The 17,016-nt window shown below is 44.0% G+C and carries 17 protein-coding genes; 15 read left to right on the top strand and 2 right to left on the bottom strand.

The features are described 5' to 3' along the window. Positions 1-378 precede the first annotated feature (378 nt). From TW84_RS01125 to TW84_RS01080, 10 genes are all read left to right on the top strand, one after another. Complete coding sequence (locus tag TW84_RS01125; RefSeq protein ID WP_045973838.1) at positions 379-1,251, top strand: DMT family transporter; 873 nt, start codon at positions 379-381, stop codon at positions 1,249-1,251. Between the two features lie 114 nt (positions 1,252-1,365). Next, entirely contained in the window at positions 1,366-2,142 is a 777-nt protein-coding gene (locus TW84_RS01120; protein ID WP_045973837.1) for an MBL fold metallo-hydrolase, read from the top strand. Between the two features lie 116 nt (positions 2,143-2,258). Next, a complete protein-coding gene (locus TW84_RS01115; RefSeq protein WP_038158988.1) occupies positions 2,259-2,924 on the top strand; it encodes a response regulator transcription factor in 666 nt (221 codons plus the stop codon). Between the two features lie 2 nt (positions 2,925-2,926). Further along, on the top strand, positions 2,927-4,315 hold the full coding sequence (locus TW84_RS01110; RefSeq protein ID WP_045973834.1) for a histidine kinase sensor domain-containing protein: 1,389 nt from the start codon (positions 2,927-2,929) through the stop codon (positions 4,313-4,315). 738 nt (positions 4,316-5,053) lie between these two features. After that, entirely contained in the window at positions 5,054-5,818 is a 765-nt protein-coding gene (locus TW84_RS01105) for a DUF3450 domain-containing protein (protein WP_045973832.1), read from the top strand. A gap of 1 nt (position 5,819) precedes the next feature. Continuing rightward, positions 5,820-7,178, top strand: a complete 1,359-nt coding sequence (locus TW84_RS01100; protein WP_045973830.1) for a MotA/TolQ/ExbB proton channel family protein — start codon at positions 5,820-5,822, stop codon at positions 7,176-7,178. After that, positions 7,178-7,735, top strand: a complete 558-nt coding sequence (locus TW84_RS01095) for a MotA/TolQ/ExbB proton channel family protein (RefSeq protein WP_045973828.1) — start codon at positions 7,178-7,180, stop codon at positions 7,733-7,735. The genes TW84_RS01100 and TW84_RS01095 overlap by 1 nt, the downstream gene beginning before the upstream one ends. After that, positions 7,732-8,136, top strand: a complete 405-nt coding sequence (locus tag TW84_RS01090) for an ExbD/TolR family protein (protein WP_019275114.1) — start codon at positions 7,732-7,734, stop codon at positions 8,134-8,136. Before TW84_RS01095 ends, TW84_RS01090 begins: the two co-directional genes overlap by 4 nt. Continuing rightward, positions 8,136-8,753 carry an energy transducer TonB gene (locus tag TW84_RS01085; RefSeq protein ID WP_045973822.1) on the top strand — a complete coding sequence of 206 codons (618 nt, stop codon included), beginning with the start codon at positions 8,136-8,138 and terminating at the stop codon, positions 8,751-8,753. Before TW84_RS01090 ends, TW84_RS01085 begins: the two co-directional genes overlap by 1 nt. Continuing rightward, positions 8,750-9,919, top strand: a complete 1,170-nt coding sequence (locus TW84_RS01080) for a tetratricopeptide repeat protein (RefSeq protein WP_045973820.1) — start codon at positions 8,750-8,752, stop codon at positions 9,917-9,919. Before TW84_RS01085 ends, TW84_RS01080 begins: the two co-directional genes overlap by 4 nt. A 43-nt stretch (positions 9,920-9,962) precedes the next feature. Here the strand turns inward: TW84_RS01080 and TW84_RS01075 are convergent, their stop codons facing one another. Then, positions 9,963-10,187 carry a hypothetical protein gene (locus tag TW84_RS01075; protein WP_045973818.1) on the bottom strand — a complete coding sequence of 75 codons (225 nt, stop codon included), beginning with the start codon at positions 10,185-10,187 and terminating at the stop codon, positions 9,963-9,965. 339 nt (positions 10,188-10,526) lie between these two features. Between TW84_RS01075 and TW84_RS01070 the strand changes: the two genes are divergently transcribed. The 5 genes from TW84_RS01070 (at position 10,527) to TW84_RS01050 (ending at position 15,297) form a co-directional block, all read left to right on the top strand. Further along, positions 10,527-12,146 (top strand): sensor histidine kinase, encoded by a 1,620-nt coding sequence (locus TW84_RS01070; RefSeq protein ID WP_045973816.1) that lies wholly within the window; start codon positions 10,527-10,529, stop codon positions 12,144-12,146. After that, positions 12,143-12,823, top strand: coding sequence for a response regulator (locus TW84_RS01065; RefSeq protein ID WP_045973814.1), 681 nt, complete (start codon positions 12,143-12,145; stop codon positions 12,821-12,823). The genes TW84_RS01070 and TW84_RS01065 overlap by 4 nt, the downstream gene beginning before the upstream one ends. A gap of 105 nt (positions 12,824-12,928) precedes the next feature. Further along, positions 12,929-13,690 carry a substrate-binding periplasmic protein gene (locus TW84_RS01060; RefSeq protein WP_045973812.1) on the top strand — a complete coding sequence of 254 codons (762 nt, stop codon included), beginning with the start codon at positions 12,929-12,931 and terminating at the stop codon, positions 13,688-13,690. Between the two features lie 36 nt (positions 13,691-13,726). Next, positions 13,727-14,530 carry a hypothetical protein gene (locus TW84_RS01055; RefSeq protein ID WP_045973810.1) on the top strand — a complete coding sequence of 268 codons (804 nt, stop codon included), beginning with the start codon at positions 13,727-13,729 and terminating at the stop codon, positions 14,528-14,530. 101 nt (positions 14,531-14,631) lie between these two features. Beyond that, on the top strand, positions 14,632-15,297 hold the full coding sequence (locus tag TW84_RS01050; protein ID WP_045973808.1) for a DUF2726 domain-containing protein: 666 nt from the start codon (positions 14,632-14,634) through the stop codon (positions 15,295-15,297). Between the two features lie 20 nt (positions 15,298-15,317). Here TW84_RS01050 and TW84_RS01045 read toward each other — a convergent pair whose 3' ends face one another. Beyond that, positions 15,318-16,361, bottom strand: coding sequence for a GGDEF domain-containing protein (locus TW84_RS01045; RefSeq protein ID WP_045973807.1), 1,044 nt, complete (start codon positions 16,359-16,361; stop codon positions 15,318-15,320). Positions 16,362-17,016: the final 655 nt, after the last annotated feature.

Here is a 17,016-nt window from a genome sequence, read left to right as displayed (position 1 = left end):
CGTTTATTTTGTGGGATGTCTGAATGCGTTTTTTAAGTGTCTGTTTTTAAAGTTAAAATATTGTCTCGAACCTAGTGATGTGATTAGATAAAAGCATGAGAAAATGTGATCTAAAACACTTTTTCTCATACAGTGTTATACAGTGGTTTTCGAGGTGCCTGAATAACGTTTAGTAACGTGGCAAGTAAAGAAATGCATATGTTGAGTCACATATGATTTTGGTGTCGGGGGATTCTTTTCATCAAGGGCCACCATATTCTCTGCATATGTAGTATTGGGTACGAAAATAGGATCAGACTTTTCTTGGTAATTCTTGAACAAATCTGCGACTATCGGGCATTCGACAATTAACAGAATAATAATTAAAGAGAATTTGTATTGAACTCAGAAAGCAAAGCCGCTTGGATCCTCGTAGCCACTACCGCATTGGCCGGTTTAGGGTGGATTTTTTCCAAACAAACGATTCAAGGTTTACCACCATTTGGCTTTGTCGGTTTACGCTTTGTGGTTGCTTCAATATGTTTGCTTCCTTTCTGTTTCAAATCACTTAAACAACTCAGCCTAAAACAGCTTGTTCAAGCAATGGGTGGCGGTTGTATTCTGGCCCTTGCGCTTCTTGCTTGGGTACATGCTATCGCAGTCAGTGAGACCCTTGGTGAAGGGGCGTTTATTGTCAGCTTATCTATGATTATTGTTCCTATTGTTGCTTGGGGCCTGTACAAGGAGCGGCCAAAGCGTGCTTTCTGGATTGCAATGCCAATTGCGGTATCTGGCCTTGCGTTTCTTTCTTTGCAAGGAGAGTGGAACAGTTCAGCTGGGCAACTCTGGTTCTTAGCCAATGCCTGTTTACTTGCTTTGCATTTCAATGTGAATAGCCGCCTAGCACAAAACTTACCAGTACTGACACTGACTTGTATTCAACTGTTTGTTACTGGCGTGATTGGTTTAACGGCTTCTGCTGTGTTTGAGACCGTGCCGATTAGTGTGGATGCCAGCATTTGGGGATGGTTTGCTGCCAGTGCTGTTCTTGCAACCAGCTTGCGATACGTGATGCAGACGCTTGGCCAGAAACACAGCAATCCAGGAAATGCTGCCCTTATCATGCTACTAGAGCCGATATGGACCGTGATACTCAGTATTCTTTGGTATGGCGAACAGCTCTCGGCCAACAAACTGCTAGGGTGTAGTTTGATTTTGCTCGCTCTGATTTTCTACCGCACAGATGGGCGTCTCTTGAGACTTAAACGCTAATTCTTATATCTCGGCTACTGGTCCGATGTCACATCGTGAAATGTTTGCGCTGTTCATTTATTGGCGTATTGCTAAATTGGAAAATGTAAATACATTGTTAAATTGGCAGTTCGAATGAAGCTTCATACCATTGATGGTTATATTCAGAAAATGTACTTAGCCGAGTATCCGGATAAGCTTATGCTACTGGACGGGGCGAGTAGGGCAGATGTTCCATATTTAGAGCGCTACATCACTGAAACACTCGGTAAGCCTTTTCACTCCCTCAAGGTGGTGGTTGTGACCCACATGCACCCAGATCACGCTGGAGCTGCTCATAAGCTGAGAGAGCTGACGGGCTGCAAAATTGTATCAGCTGAGAAAGACAAGCAATGGTACGGTGGTTGGGATGGTATCTTAATGCACTTGACGGATCTGGCCTTGGCTCGCTGGGTCGCAGGGAGAATGAAGCGTCCTAAGCGAAAATTATGGTATTCACGAAATCTACACCCTGATATTAAGCTCACGGATGGACAAGCCATTCCCTGCTTTGAAGATTGGAAAGTGTTAGAGACCCCAGGTCATACTGATCGAGATTTATCTCTTCATCATGAGCAGCAAGATATCCTTTATGTTGCCGACTTAATGGTGGAAGTGAAGAAAAGACTGATCGCCCCTTTTCCTATTTTTTATCCTAATCAGTACCGGCAATCCCTCCAACGCATATACGAAATGGCGCCTAAAACTTTGTTACTGGCTCATGGAGGTGAGGTCGAGTTTGACCAAAGTGCTTATGACCACTTACTCAGAGTAGCGCCGCGTACTCCAGCCACCCATTGGAGAGCAACTAAAGTGAAGTTACGAGGTATACTTGGCGCCTTGTGGGCATTTGGAGTCAAGGATAAACGCTGAATGACAGTCTATTTGAACAAGAAATAGCACAACAATGGGAGTGGATACAGAACAGTATTGTCACTGATAATAATGCAGATTAGAATGCGAAATCTTTTCATTTGCAATTTAACAAGATGTCCCGAATTCTAGTCGTTGATGATGATATTGAACTGTGTGCACTGCTAGTGGACGTGCTCTCTGCAGAAGGCTATCAAGTAGAGAGCGTTCATTGTGGCGAGAGCGCGCTGCAATACATTGAGAAAAAGCCTGTTGATCTCGTTCTCCTTGACGTTATGTTACCTAAACTCAACGGCATGCAGGTCGCGAAGCGTATCTGCCAACGATTTGCCACGCCGATATTGATGTTAACGGCACTGAATGATGAAGCGTCGATGCTTGACGGTTATCAGGCGGGTGCAGACCAGTACATTGCTAAACCTTTTAAAGTGCCAGAGTTGTTGACTCGTATTAAGGCGATATTCCGCCGAGTTGGATTGGAAAAGCAGCGCCAATCAGGCTGTCAGAGCAGTGTAGGCTTTGCTGAACACCTGTCCGGCGTGCCACTGACAGGCACAGAATCCGATTTACTCAACTACCTTATGCGCAATGATGGCGTGGTGGTTTCCAAAGCAGAGCTTCAGATTGAAGTGCTGAAAAAAGAACTTAGTCCCTTTGACCGCAATCTAGATATGCATATCAGCAATGTTCGGCGCAAGTTGGTTGAAGCGGGCTTATCGAAACAACACATCAAAACAGTACGTGGCAAAGGTTACAGCTTTGTCGACTCTGTCAGAGGCTAGCCGTGTTTACTGTTCGATGCCCAGAAGCTATAGCAACGCGTAAGGATGCGCTGGTCTTTCAGTTATTCAGCTACATGTCCGCTGTTATCATTTCAATATTGCTTCTTCAAGCTGTAGCGGAGCAAGCACTAATGAAAGCGGTACTAAAAGTGCCGCCAGCACTGAAAGCGCAGATGTTAACGTTAGCTGAAGAGGCTAATGTATTGATCGAAGAAGGGGACATGGACGACTTGGCTGACTGGGCAAATGCGCAGCCTTTTTATCTGTTCGTTTTGAATGAAGAGCATAAGCCGCTTTCTCATCGCCAGATGCATCCACATTTTGAGTTCAAGCTGCGTTTCTTGCGTGAGCTTGATGGGCCACTCAATGATCAAGTCAGCAAACCCCTGATAGGTATCCCGCTAATAGAAAGAAACACCTTGGTAATTCAGCTACCTAGTGAAGTCCATCCGGCCCACCGTTTTATTGTTTATCTGACAGTGAGCAAAATTATCATCGCCATTATCATGTTGATTCTTTTTTCTCAGATATTGGCACGCAAGTTACAGCGGCCTCTAGACCGGTTACGTGAAGCAAGTAATAAGCTTTCTCAGGGCAATTTTCGCGTCAATGTTGTCAGTGAATTGAACTCCAATATTACAGAGTTTAACCAGCTCGCCCATGATTTTGATGGTATGACCCAGGAGATTCACTCTTTGGCTGAGAAGCAGCGAAGGCTGATTCGAGATGTGTCTCATGAGCTGAGAACGCCTTTAGCTAGACAAAACTTAGCGTTACATTTACTGCGCAAAAAAGCTGGTGAAGAAGAGCAAGCTTTGGTTGATCGACTAGAAAAAGAAGTGGATGAAATGGACAAACTGGTGGGTGAGATCTTAGAGTTCAGTCGATTAGAGAATTCTCGTTACGTCACAGACGTTCAACCAGTATGCCCAGAAAGTATTGCCAACACGCAAGTAAACCAAAGCCGACTTCAGTTAGGAGAGGATCAAACACTGGTTCTCAATGTAGCGCCATCTCTTCCTATGTTGCATGCTGACGAGCGTTTAATTTTGCGCTGTCTTAGTAACCTGATATCAAACTCAATGAAGTATGCAGGGTTGGATGCCCTCATCGAGGTGTCGATTGGATTAACGTCCGAACACGGAAATCAGTATTTAGTGTTTGACGTCGCGGATGATGGGCCAGGTATTCCGGAAACAGCGCTAGAGGATATCTTCAGCCCATTTACTCGAATAGAGTCGGCACGCGACAAGCAGTCGGGGGGCTATGGTTTAGGATTGGCAATTGTCAAAGAAGCCATGACTTTAATGAAAGGCGAGGTCAGGGCGCAGAATCGCTCGCCTTATGGCCTGAGCATTCAGCTCTATTTCCCAATAAAAATAGGGCGTTAATGGTTGTGTTTTATTATGGGAATATGTGGTTTCCATATTAATACCCACATATACACGACATGGCCTAACTAAGTATGAGAGTGCTGCCGTCGTTGTGACAGGCGTTACTGTTCTCAAAATAAAATTAATCACGCCCATAACATTTGCTCACCTTTTAGGCTTTCAGTCCAACTTATTCCTACACCGCTAGAGGCATACAATCACCAGCGAACTTAATATTTCTGTATCGATAAACTTACGAATGCAAAGAATGTAAATTCAATGCAAATGAGATTTGTTAACACTTATATTCTCGGCGAAATAATTGGTTAAACGGCTTTTTGGGTCGTCTTTTAATTTGGAGATGAATATGTTTACTAAGAGTCAGTTAGCACTATGGATGTTGAAGGCACAGCCACAGGTAATTACATTAAGACTCAAAACGGTCAGCAAGAACACCGCGATGTGGAATTGTCAGCATAAGGCTTTGTGACAGAGCGTTTCTCGCTAGCGGTTTCGGCTATGCGTTTGGATGTATAAATGAAGGTCGAAGCTATGTGGCGACTCTACAAATTAAATACTAAAACACAATACGGTTAATCAACCTTGATACATTAGGGGAAAGATACGTTCTTTCCCCTAAATGCATATTGAGCATATGGTTGATTGAAATTTTATGTAATCGCGTTACTATGTCGGGCGAGTGAAAATGAGATTGCTTCTCACTAATCAGTTTGACATCATTGAAAATTACACGTTATGAATTTATTTAAAACCAGTTTGGCGTTGATGGTTGCGACAGCAGGCTTCAGTGCAACGGCCTCGAGCCTTGATAGCGCTCTATCCATTCAAAGTAAAACCAATTCCTCATCCGCGGCGAGTCAGAAACGTATTGATGTCAGTGCTGAAAATACACTTAGCCTGCAAGCTGAAATTGAACAACTTCAGGAAGAGGTGAAAAATCTTGAGGTTTATCGTTCTCACCTGACGGCATTAGTCAAAAGCCAAGAGCAGGAAGCGGGCAATCTTGAAAAGCAGATTGATGAGGTAAAAAACACTCGTCAGGGTGTCGTTCCACTGATGTATCAGATGATCGCAGGTCTCAAAACGTCGATTGCTGATGATATGCCGATCAAAAAAGACCAGCGCCAAGAGCGTGTTGCAAAATTGGAAAGAATGATGACTCGCGCTGATGTGAGCGATGCGGAAAAGTATCGCCGTATTCTAGAGGCGTATCAGATAGAGCTTGATTACGGCACCAAACTTGGTCTGTATCAAGACCAGATTACGGTAGATGCAGGCTCGCGTGAAGTCGACATCCTGCATCTTGGTCGCGTTTCACTGGTGGCTCGCAGCTTGAACGGCACGAAATTTTGGTCATGGAACCAGTCTGATAAGCAGTGGCAAAGTGCCGATAGCTCGATGAAATCAGAGTTAGACAAAGCGTTTAACATCGCAGCGAAGCAAGCGGCGCCAAGTTTGATTACTCTCCCAGTTTCTCTCAACGTCGCGGAGGCAAAATAATATGAAACGTACGTTAATTGCTTCCCTTCTCGCTCTTGCTGGCCTGTCATTCAACGTTCAAGCCTCTTCTGAACTGGTCAACAAAGCTCAGGCTGAAAATCAACAGCAAGCGCAACATAACATGGCTCGCGAGTCCGGTTTTAAACAGACTGAAAAAGAACTTAAAGCGCTCAAAGCACAACTGCTCAAGCAGCGTGACGATTTGCAAACGCAAAATGACAAACTGGCAGCAAAGTTCAGTGACAACGAAAATACCTTAGCTCGCCTGGAAGAAAAACTCCGCTTAGAGACAGGAAGTCTAGGTGAAGTGTTTGGCGTTGTGCGTCAAAACGCCAAAGAATTGGAGTCTGAACTGCAGTATTCAGTGACCTCAGCTGATGCACAAGCTCATGCTGGTGTGGTTAAAGAGATTGTCGCAGCGACAAAACTGCCTTCTATGTATCAACTTACAGGCCTTTGGAAAGCGTTGGAAGAGCAGATCAAAGCCAGCGGTGAAGTGGCATCAACCGAAGTCCGTTTTGTTAACGGTGAAGGGGTGGCTCAAAGGGAATCAGCCCTTCGGCTTGGTTCGATTGGCTTAGTTGGCGCGCAAGGCTACTTAAACTGGAATGCCACAAAAGGTGAGGCTCAGGCTTACATTAAGCAACCAGAGCAAGCACCAACCATTTCATCCCTTTCTCCTTTGGTAGGTGGTCAGGTTGAAAATATTGTTCTTGATCCTTCTCGTGGCGTGATGCTGGAACAACTAGCACATAGCCCAAGCCTGATGGACAGGCTACAAGCAGGTGGTGTGGTAGGTAAGATCATTGTTGGCCTGCTTGCGATTGGCCTGATCATTGCGGTAGTACGTGGCGTAAGTTTGTCTATCGCGCGCCAGAAGATTCGTGCTCAACTGAAGTCACCTCAAAATCCGGGCGATAACCCACTTGGCCGTGTGTTATCCGTTTATGGCAAAGAGAAAAACCTCAGTGTTGAAGCGCTTGAATTACGTTTGCTTGAAGCTGTAGTTGATGAGCAAGCTACGTTGGAAAAAGGTTTGTCCATGCTCAAGCTACTGGCTGCTCTGGCACCAATGCTTGGTCTTCTGGGCACGGTTACGGGTATGATCGAGACTTTCCAGGTCATTACTCAGTTTGGCAATGGTGATCCTAAAGTCATGGCAGGTGGTATTTCTATGGCACTTGTGACCACCGTACTTGGTCTTGTCGCGGCTATGCCTCTTCTGCTGGCTCATAACATTCTGAGCTCGCAAGCCGAAACGATTCGCAACATCCTTGAGAAGCAGGGAATCTCCCTAGTCGCTGAACAAGCTGAGAAAGATCTCAAGCCATCTCAGGAAGCACTAGGGAATGTTGCCTGATGGATGCAATCTTCGCATTGTTACCTGAAGCAATAGCTGGCAGTGACTGGCTACTTTCGTTGCAAAACTTTATGCAGCAGGGTGGTCAGGTGCTGTGGTGGCTGTCTGGCGTGGTAGCGTTAAGTTGGCTATTGATTCTAGAGCGCATCATTTATCTGTTTGTCGAATTTCCAAAGCACAGAGCAAATTGGGTCGATGCTTGGCGTGAACGGAGCGACCAAACGTCTTGGTATGCTCGCTCTATCCGCGAAGGATGGTTGTCACAAGCACACAGCCAGCTGTATCAAAACCTGAATATCATTAAGGTTCTGGTTGCCATTTGCCCAATGTTGGGTTTGCTGGGCACAGTGACGGGAATGATCTCCGTTTTTGATGTCATGGCTAACCAAGGCAGCAGCAACCCTAAATTGATGGCTTCTGGTATCTCACTAGCCACATTACCAACAATGGCTGGCATGGTTGCAGCGTTAACAGGCATGTTTTTCCATGCGCGATTAATGAAAGCCTGCCAGTTAAGAGAAATTAAACTAGAAAAATCTTTAAGGAGTCAGCGATGAGACTCGGTCGACGTCACCATAAACAAGATGAAGCTCAGATTGACCTGACGTCCATGCTCGATATCGTTTTTATCATGTTGATCTTCTTCATCGTTACCAGCTCGTTCGTACGTGAATCTGGTGTTGAAGTGAATCGCCCTCAGGCATCTAATGTGGTGAGTCAGAAAGATGCGGGCATTTTTGTCGCGGTGACTTCTGCAAACGACATTTATATTGATAAGCGCAACGTTGATATTGAACGTGTACAAGCGACACTAGAGCATTTGTTGCTGGATAAACCTGACGCTTCTTTGGTCATTCAGGCAGATGAACATGCCTACAGCGGTACTGTAGTGAAAGTAATGGATGCGGCAAAAGGTGCTGGTGTTAAGAACATAGCGCTGGCAGCGGAGAAGAAGTAGTGGGACGTTTGTTAATGGCAACGCCACTGGCTGCTGTATGTGCGCTAGCTATTTTCAGCTTTATGGCATGGATGGTGGACAGCGGTCATCGCAGAGCCCCTGAGCCAAGTGAATCGTTGAGCTTTAATATGGTGATGGTGGAAAATGAACAAGATATTCAACGTCGCCAGCGAACGGTGCCAGAGCAACCGAAAGCTCCAGAAGTGCCAGAGCAGATGCCAACTTCTCAAGCCAATACCGAATTGTCGCAGATTTCACCGATTTCACAGCCGTCGCTTGGCCTGAATACCAGCATCGAAGGTTTGGCGATCAGTGCTCCAACATTTGGTGACTTTGGTGTCAATCAACAAGTGATGCCTTTATATCGGGTCGAGCCTCGTTATCCAGCCAAAGCACTAAAGCGTAAAGCCGAAGGTTATGTGATCCTGAAATTCACTATCGATCCAACGGGTAAGCCGAGAGATATCAATATTGTCGAAGCCAATCCGAAACGCATGTTTGAACGGAATGCGATACAGGCGCTGCAGAAGTGGAAGTATCAGCCTAGAGTAGTGGATGGAGTTGCTGTACCTCAGGAAAACCAAACTGTGAGACTGGAGTTTAAGTTAGCCAAATGATGAAACGATTAGTCCTTATTGCTTTGCTTCTGGCTTCGCCAAGCGCCTTGGCTCAGGAGCTGACTCAATACACGGCGGTTCGTGTTCAGAAAGCCAATGAACTGGCTCAGGGAGAACAGCTGAAAGAGGCAATTACCTTACTTAAAGAAATCGACACTTCGCGCGCCTACGACAAGGCGTTCATCGCTCGTATGTTGGCGGTATTTTATTGGCAAGACGGCAATACCAAGCAAGCCATTTCTAAAATGGAATATGCGGTTGAAAGTGGTCTGTTGCGTGACGAACAGGCGTGGATCAGCCAACGTATGCTGGCTGATCTGTATCTTAATGATCAACAGTTTGCTAAGGCACTGAAACACTATTACCAGTTAGTTAAGTCTGTACCCGAAACCCAAAAAGCTCTGGACTTGTGGCTGCGAATTGCTCAATCGCACTATCAGCTAGGTCAGTGGGAGAAAGTGGTCCCTGCGATCGATAAGTACCTACAAGTTGAGAAAAATGACATTATTCAGCCGCTGTCACTTAAGCTGGGTGCTCAACTAGAGCTGAAACGTTGGAGCGCAGCGATTCCAACTCTTGAGTTGCTGATTAGTCTCCAGCCGGAGAAACTAGGCTGGTGGCGCCAACTGGTTAGCCTGCAAATGAGAGTTGGCAGAGATAAGGAGGCGCTAGATACGTTGGCGCTTGCAAAGGTTAATGGGTTATCGTTGAGTCAGGGTGACAGGCGTATGCTGGCCCAGATGTATGCCAAGCGTGGTATCCCAGAAAGGGCGGCGATTGAGATAAGTGAATTGGAAGAAGCGCAAACGGATGTTCAGTTACTATCTGAGCAAGCCACTTACTGGCAGTTGGCGAAAGAGTGGGATAAATCTCTATTTATCTGGAAGCGAGCAGCCGAGAGAGACGCTAAGTATTACTGGAGTGTCGCTCAGCTCATGGTTCAGCAAGGCTACTACAAAGATTCTTTGGCGGTGTTAGATAAAGTCAAAGGCCGTAACGCAGATGTGGCGCTGGCTAAAACACGGGCTTTGTACAAATTGAACCTGCTTGAGAAAGCACTGGTGCAAGCGAAGAGAGCCAACAACATCGAACCTTCAAGCCAAGCAAAGAGTTGGATTAAATACTTGTCTCAACTTAGAACTGCCGCTCAACAGACGACAGGGTAATTGTTAAAAAAGGGAAGCAATGTGCTTCCCTTGTTGTTGTTGCTTACTTCTGATTTAAGCAGACATATTCCGCTCGCCAAAGCAGCCGTTTGGAAGATTTAATCGTCGTTAGCAACTCTTGCCCTGACAATTGTGGAAAGGCATGCATTACCTTGACGTCATTATCTAAATCGGATTTCTCGTAAGCCCTTACATGAGTGAAGGTGCTGGACAGATTATGTGACAGCATAGATTGTGACAGGCAGATGCCAAACATATCCCGTTTCATCGTCTTTCCCTCTGACATTGGAGTGTAGACAGCTGTTTGTGACATTGTTATTAGTGCTTGCTGCCCGCGTTGACCATTTCTACAAATTTTATGCTTAATAATTATACAACCTAAATGAATGGGTAGTACAAAAAACGTTCTATTAATTTAGTGATCAAAATCAACTATTTTACCGGTTTTATGTCAAGTATGTTGCAAACTGGCAAGCCGAGTGAATTGTCGGGAGTCAGTTCACAGCGGTAAGCGATGATTTGGATTATTGGTCTCACAAAATATTGCCCATTAACTCGTATAAATGTTAATTGGATGTTAGTCTCGTTAAGCTAAATGGGAGAGTTTATGCAATGGAGTAGTATCAGCTTTCGTAAGCGAATGCTGATTATCATGACGCTTTCTGGCTTGATGGAGTTGCTATTGCTTGTTGCCGCTGGTTTCTTCTATGTTAAGCAAGAGCAAGAAGAAAAAATGGGCAAGCAGGCCCTCGGTGTCGCCTCATTTCTAGCAAATTCTCCTTTTGTTGCCCAAATGATCCAAGAAGGTGGTGGTTCGGAGTATCAGCTTCGTTATCGAAGTCTTACCGAGTTAATAGGTGCTGCCTTTATTGTGATTGGTGATAAAGACGGTATTCGTATTGTCCACCCTGTCGACGATCGCATTGGTAAACCAATGAAAGGTGGCGATAACGATCGTGCTCTGATTGAAGGTGAAAACTATATTTCTTTTGCCCAAGGTTCGTTGGGTTACTCCGTTCGGGGAAAAGCGGCCGTTTTTGATTCAGATGGCAATATTATAGGCGTTGTATCAGTCGGTTATCTCATTGACCGTCTTCAGGACAGAGTAGAGCCTTTTTTGGTCTTTCTGCTTTTGATGGCATTACTAGTGGTTGCCGCGAACGCTATTTTATCAAGTTATGCGTCGCGTCGCTTTCAAAAAGCGATTCTTGGCTTTGAACCTGAAGAAATAGGTCGGTTGTATGTTGAGTTAGACGTGACAATGGAAACGCTTAAAGAAGGAATCTTGACGATCGACCAATCGGGCAAGCTGCGCTCTATCAACAAGAGTGCGTGCCTTATTTTAGGATTGGAAAAATCGCATTGCTTGAATAAGCCGCTAAAAGAGGTATTGCCCGAGAGCGATCTTGATACTGTTCTCACTACAGCCCACATCGATCATGACATATACCTTTACCTCAACAAGCAGAAGTTAATAGCTAACCGAAGACCAATTGTTGTAGACGGTAAGGTTGTGGGCGCGGTATCCAGTTTTCGACTGCGAGATGAATTGAATGAGCTCTCAGAGCAGTTAGCTAAAACCAAAGAATATGCTGAAATGCTTCGCTCTCAGACTCATGAACATCGAAATAAACTTAATACCATTAGCGGTATGATTCAAATGGGAGAGTTGGATGCAGTTCAGCATCTTATTGGCCAAGAAACCGCACATTATCAATCTTTGATTGAGTTCCTACGTGAAACCGTCAAAGAGCCATTGATCGCGGGTATGCTGCTGGGTAAAACCGAACGTGCACGCGAGCTGGGACTTGAGCTTATAGTAGAACAAGGTTCCCGGCTTGAACCTTTGCCAGAGCGTATTAATGCAGAAGATCTTGTGACTATTTTGGGCAATTTAATTGATAACGCTTTTGATGCTACGCGAAGTGCTATGACCTTGGATACCATGTTTGCCCCAGCGCGAAGGAATATTGAAGTTTCCATAGGTGATTATGGGAATGAAATCATTCTCGAAGTCATGGATCAAGGTTGTGGTTTACCAGACGAGTTCTCTGTTAAGCATCTGGTTGAACGAGGTGTGTCGACAAAAGGGCAGGCAAATCGAGGAGTGGGACTTTACTTGGTTAATGATTTAGCACTGCGCTACCACGGCCTATTGGACATCACGAATAACGAACAGCATGGAGCTAGAACGACAGTGTATTTACCAAAGGAAGAACAGGTATGACATCCGTAACACGAGTAATGATTATTGAAGATGATCTCAACATTGCTCAATTGCATCAGCGTTATCTGGAACAGATGGAAGGCTATGAGGTGATCGGGATTGCGACTACGAAAGTCGAAGCCGAGATACAGCTTGATGTGCTTAATCCCGATCTCCTATTGCTTGATGTGTATCTTCCTGATGGAACCGGGTTGGAGCTTTTACAGGCATTGCGTTCTAGGAACCAAAGCTGCGACGTTATTCTGATTACCGCTGCTCGTGATGTGGATACATTGCAGCAGGCGATGCGTGGTGGTGTTGTCGATTATTTACTGAAACCCGTTGTATTTCCGCGTCTGGAAGCTGCATTAAAGAAATACGTAATACAAAAGCATCAGTTCACGAGTGCCTCAGATCTTGATCAAAACTTGGTGGATAAGATGTTACAGAGTCCATCTACTGAGGAATCCAGGGTTCAAAGGTTACCTAAAGGCATCGACAGTGTTACGTTAGACAAAATACGTGCGTTGTTTTCTGGTGCTGAAAGTATAACAGCGGATGAAGCTGGAGAGCGTATCGGCGCGAGCCGTACAACCGCTAGACGTTATCTAGAATACCTTATCAGCTCTGGCGAGTTGCAAGCAGATCTAAACTACGGTACGGTCGGGAGACCCGAGCGCTGCTACAAACGATTGTAACGACCACTTGGGCTCAAATAATTCTCCCCCAATTACCTAGACGTATTTTGTATCCACCTCTACAGTTTATTGATAGATGTAACATTTTCACTGTTAGAGGCGGCTATGAAATCGTTAATCAGCCTGTCTTTATCGCTCTTGTTTTTCTCATTTCCGATTGGAGCGATAGAGCTCAATGACCTTCAGTTTTTGACCGAAGAGTATCCCCCGTATAACTTTACTCAAGATGGTGAAAAAAAAGGCATTTCTGTAGACTTGTTGGCCGCTGCTGCACGATCTCAAGGGATAGAAATCAACAAACAAGATATTGAGGTCAGCCATTGGGCACGAGCCTATCGAACCGCATTGATTGAGCCTGATACAGTACTGTTCTCTACCACTAGAACGAAGCTTCGTGAACATCTGTTCAAATGGGTTGGACCTTTGAGTTCAACACGGATTGTGGTGCTGGCCAAAAAGTCACGTAATATTAGTATTAAAAACAGTAAGGATTTTGCGCAATACCGAATTGGTGTAATTCGTGACGATGTGGGTGAGCAGTTAATGTTAGAGCTTGGGGTGCCAAGAGGTGCTATGCAGGAAACCTCCATTGCTGAAACCTTGGCTAAGCAGTTAGCAAAAGATCGCATTGACTTGTGGGCATACGAAGAAAATGTTGCCAATTGGTGGATAAAGCAAATTGGCTACGACACTGGCGATTTTGAGGCCGTATTTGTACTTCGAGAAGGGGAACTCTACTATGCTTTTAACTTAGCAGTGGAGGACCAACTGGTTGAGAAACTGCAACGCGGTATTCATGAAATGAAAAGCTCGCTTAACGAAGCTGGCGTCTCAAAGTATCAAGAGATCATCGATAGTTATCGTTGATTGTGAATGGCGATTGTACTTTCAGGAAGGGTAGAGATGCGTTTAATTGGTTTTATTCTGTGTGTGCTATGTCAGAGCGTATTTGCTAAGCAGGAAGTGGTGTTAATATTACCATCGCAGATGGATGGTGGACATACGTACTATCATGAACTTCTTTATCAATCCTTGTCTGATTCTGGTTACGGTGTCACAATTAGGGTGCCGCAAGAGCATATTCCACAGAAACGATCGATAAAAATGGTGGCGAGTAATCAGTTATCCTTAACTTGGCTGTTGGCTACTGAAGATAGGAACAATGAATATGTACCCGTCAAAGTACCACTAACTGATGGCATGATTGGTAAAAGGGTATTGCTTATACCTCCACAGCTACAAAGTGAGTTCAATAAAATTAACAATCTTAATGATTTGCAAAGGTCGGGGTTGGTCGCAGGTTTGGGGATCCAGTGGTTTGACGTTGATGTATGGAACGCCAATCAACTACCAGTGTACTTGCAAGATGGAGAATGGCGCGATTTGTACTCCAAACTTTCACTCAAAGGTAAGGTCAATTACTTCCCTAGAGGCATGACCGAAATTCTCGCAGAGTCCTCTCAAAATACTCATTTAGCGATAGAACAGCGTTTGATTCTAACCTATGAAAAGGACTTTTATTTCTATCTATCTGAACAAGCAGCACACTATCAACCCATTATTGAGAAAGCGCTACTGCAGGCCAAACAGAGTGGATTGATGGACCGATTGTTGAAAAAATACTGGCAGGTGACATATGAACAAATTCAGCCTGACCAGCGGGTGGTGATAAATCTACGTTTACCTGAGGGGGGATCTCATAAATAGCAGCCTGTTTCCATATAAAAACTGACAGATTCACCAAGTTAGCGTATAAATTCTCTAAGAGTTTCATGTGGTTCTTCTATGGTTGGAGTAGTTAAGGCGAAATGGAAAGTGTGTTTATCATCGTTGTTTTGCTGGTTTTATTTTTTGTGTTTGTACAAAAGCGTTATCTAAAACAAGATGAGCTCAAAGACAGTAGTTATAAAAAAAAAGGCCCGTTAATGAATATGCAGGAATCGGCGTTTTATAACGCCTTGATAACTGCTGTTGGTCAACACGGAGTGGTGATGTCAAAAGTGAACATGACGAATATCGTTGCACCGCTCGCTACCGACAAAAAACAATGGTTTATTGCTAACAATCGGATTGCTAAAAGTTATTTTGATTATGTGGTCTGCGATCCACGGACACTACAAGTGCGTGTCGCCATCGAACTCGATAACGGAAGAGCGTTAGATAAAGGTAAGATAGAGCGGCAGAAACTATTGATGCACGTGTGTAAGTCGTCAGGTATTCCTCTGATTGGTACTTCAGTTAAACACAGCTATCAGGTGGGTAAACTAAGGCGTCTTCTAGCTTCTCATATTGATCTCATAGAACCTGAAAAAGAGATTCGTTTCTGCAAACGGTGCGGAAGCCCAATGGTGATAAAGACTGCTTCTCAAGGAGAATTCAAAGGTCGGCGCTTTTTTACCTGCAGCCGTCAACCTCAGTGTACTTATACAGAAAATTACAATGTTGTGTTCGATGAAGATGGAGTGGACGAGTGATGACTGGTAGGCGATAGCCATCAAGAGCAGGTAATGATGGTTTGTTCTTTTTCATTGCAAACCATGACTTGATTGCGTCCATTCTTCTTCGCTTTATACAGCTCTTTGTCTGCTTCTTTTAGTACGCTATCTAGGTTGTTGTAAAGATCACATTGATAAATACCTATACTTGCCGTGAGATAGATGGGTTGTTCTTTACTGTTGAATTGATAGCGTTCAATTGCCATACGGATTTGTTCAGCCTTGATCATAGCATGTTGGATATTGGTGTTGTGTAGGGCTATGCAAAATTCTTCACCACCAATACGATACACTAAGTGTTCATCACTCAACCCGTCAATTAAGGCGGCTGTCTGCCTTAGCACCTTATCGCCAATATCGTGACCGAATTCATCATTGACCTGTTTAAAGTAATCCAAGTCCAAAACTAGAAGCGACAAGGGTAAGGTTTCGCTTTCCTGTCGGTAGCGTTCAAAATTATGAATAAGGGCGTGGCGATTATAAACACTAGTGAGTGCATCACGTGACGCAAGTTGACCCAGTGAAGCTTCTGATGTTTTTCGCTTAACTTCGAGAATGTGGCTGGCTAACCATACACTCAGGTAGGCGAAGGTAAAATTAATGATGAGATCAAAATAGCCCAAAACGCCATCATTGAGAGATTTATCAACCACGATCAATAGCTGGCTAATGAAGCCTATTAGGGTTGCGATAAATCCGTAGCGTTTACCAAGAATAAGGTAAAAAAGAACAGGATAAAGGAAGCTCCAGAGGAACACTCCATTCTCTATCGGATACACACGTGTGGTAAAACAAACCAAACTGATGATGCTATAGACGTAGCAGTTTGAAAGCAAAAGAGAAGCAGAGCTTCGGTAGCTGTTCAAAGCTACATAGAGAGAAAAGCTACAAAAAAGGCTCTGAGTGATTGCTAAGAGATGATAAACGCCAAAAAACACATTAATTGTGGCGATAATCAACGACATTAAGGCAAGAAGCATACTTAGCCAGAACAAGACTGCTCGACGTAATTGTCTGGAAGGGTTAAATATGTCAAGCTCCATCTTGAGTAGCCTTTGTAGCAATATGCCTAAGTACGAATATCAGACAATAGTATGCTTTTCGTATCGGGAATCAAGCGTAAGACTGAATAAAGATCACACTTTAAAGACTATAAATGATACGGCGTATTAAAAATGTACAAGTAATATGTGCGCAAGTTAATGTAATGTATATAAATTAGTCAAATTATATCATGTTTTAACTAGTCTCGAATTAATCGTAAAATTATCAAATAGTGAACCGGGGTCACTGTTTTTAATAGCTTTCATTTCGTATTTTGAATAACAAAAATGCGACAAAATATCGATAAATACTACTTTGAGACTTAAGTTGGCTTAAGTTTGTATCATTGATAAGACTATTGGACAGATTTGACCTGATTATAATGATTTTTTTGTAGTTAATGGACGGAAGATAAGAAGTCGAAGGCTCGCAACTGTTGAACTATTTCACGTAACGCTCCAGATCTTCCCTGCTGTTGAGAACATGGCGGGTTCGATAAATAAAACACTTTATTGACAAGGAGGAGGTTTCACCACGTAAGCTTCTGTCTTCTTTAAAGCACCGAGCATCCGTTTCATCTCTATCTTATCTGTTATTTTCGTGTCTGAATCATGAGAAACCCAACTGCTGCATGAAAATAACTGTTACTATGCT

The sequence above is a fragment of the Vibrio neptunius genome (genome assembly GCF_000967495.1).
GTDB classification, from domain to species: Bacteria; Pseudomonadota; Gammaproteobacteria; order Enterobacterales; family Vibrionaceae; genus Vibrio; species Vibrio neptunius.
This window is presented reverse-complemented; position numbering and strand designations above follow the sequence as displayed.

Excerpts from the sequence above, each read along its gene's own strand:
- TW84_RS01120 (WP_045973837.1), top strand. The coding sequence starts at position 1,366 with ATGAAGCTTCATACCATTGATGGTTATATTCAGAAAATGTACTTAGCC.
- TW84_RS01115 (WP_038158988.1), top strand. The coding sequence starts at position 2,259 with ATGTCCCGAATTCTAGTCGTTGATGATGATATTGAACTGTGTGCACTG.
- TW84_RS01105 (WP_045973832.1), top strand. The coding sequence starts at position 5,054 with ATGAATTTATTTAAAACCAGTTTGGCGTTGATGGTTGCGACAGCAGGC.
- TW84_RS01100 (WP_045973830.1), top strand. The coding sequence starts at position 5,820 with ATGAAACGTACGTTAATTGCTTCCCTTCTCGCTCTTGCTGGCCTGTCA.
- TW84_RS01095 (WP_045973828.1), top strand. The coding sequence starts at position 7,178 with ATGGATGCAATCTTCGCATTGTTACCTGAAGCAATAGCTGGCAGTGAC.
- TW84_RS01090 (WP_019275114.1), top strand. The coding sequence starts at position 7,732 with ATGAGACTCGGTCGACGTCACCATAAACAAGATGAAGCTCAGATTGAC.
- TW84_RS01080 (WP_045973820.1), top strand. The coding sequence starts at position 8,750 with ATGATGAAACGATTAGTCCTTATTGCTTTGCTTCTGGCTTCGCCAAGC.
- TW84_RS01075 (WP_045973818.1), bottom strand. The coding sequence starts at position 10,187 with ATGAAACGGGATATGTTTGGCATCTGCCTGTCACAATCTATGCTGTCA.
- TW84_RS01070 (WP_045973816.1), top strand. The coding sequence starts at position 10,527 with ATGCAATGGAGTAGTATCAGCTTTCGTAAGCGAATGCTGATTATCATG.
- TW84_RS01065 (WP_045973814.1), top strand. The coding sequence starts at position 12,143 with ATGACATCCGTAACACGAGTAATGATTATTGAAGATGATCTCAACATT.
- TW84_RS01060 (WP_045973812.1), top strand. The coding sequence starts at position 12,929 with ATGAAATCGTTAATCAGCCTGTCTTTATCGCTCTTGTTTTTCTCATTT.
- TW84_RS01055 (WP_045973810.1), top strand. The coding sequence starts at position 13,727 with ATGCGTTTAATTGGTTTTATTCTGTGTGTGCTATGTCAGAGCGTATTT.
- TW84_RS01050 (WP_045973808.1), top strand. The coding sequence starts at position 14,632 with ATGGAAAGTGTGTTTATCATCGTTGTTTTGCTGGTTTTATTTTTTGTG.
- TW84_RS01045 (WP_045973807.1), bottom strand. The coding sequence starts at position 16,361 with ATGGAGCTTGACATATTTAACCCTTCCAGACAATTACGTCGAGCAGTC.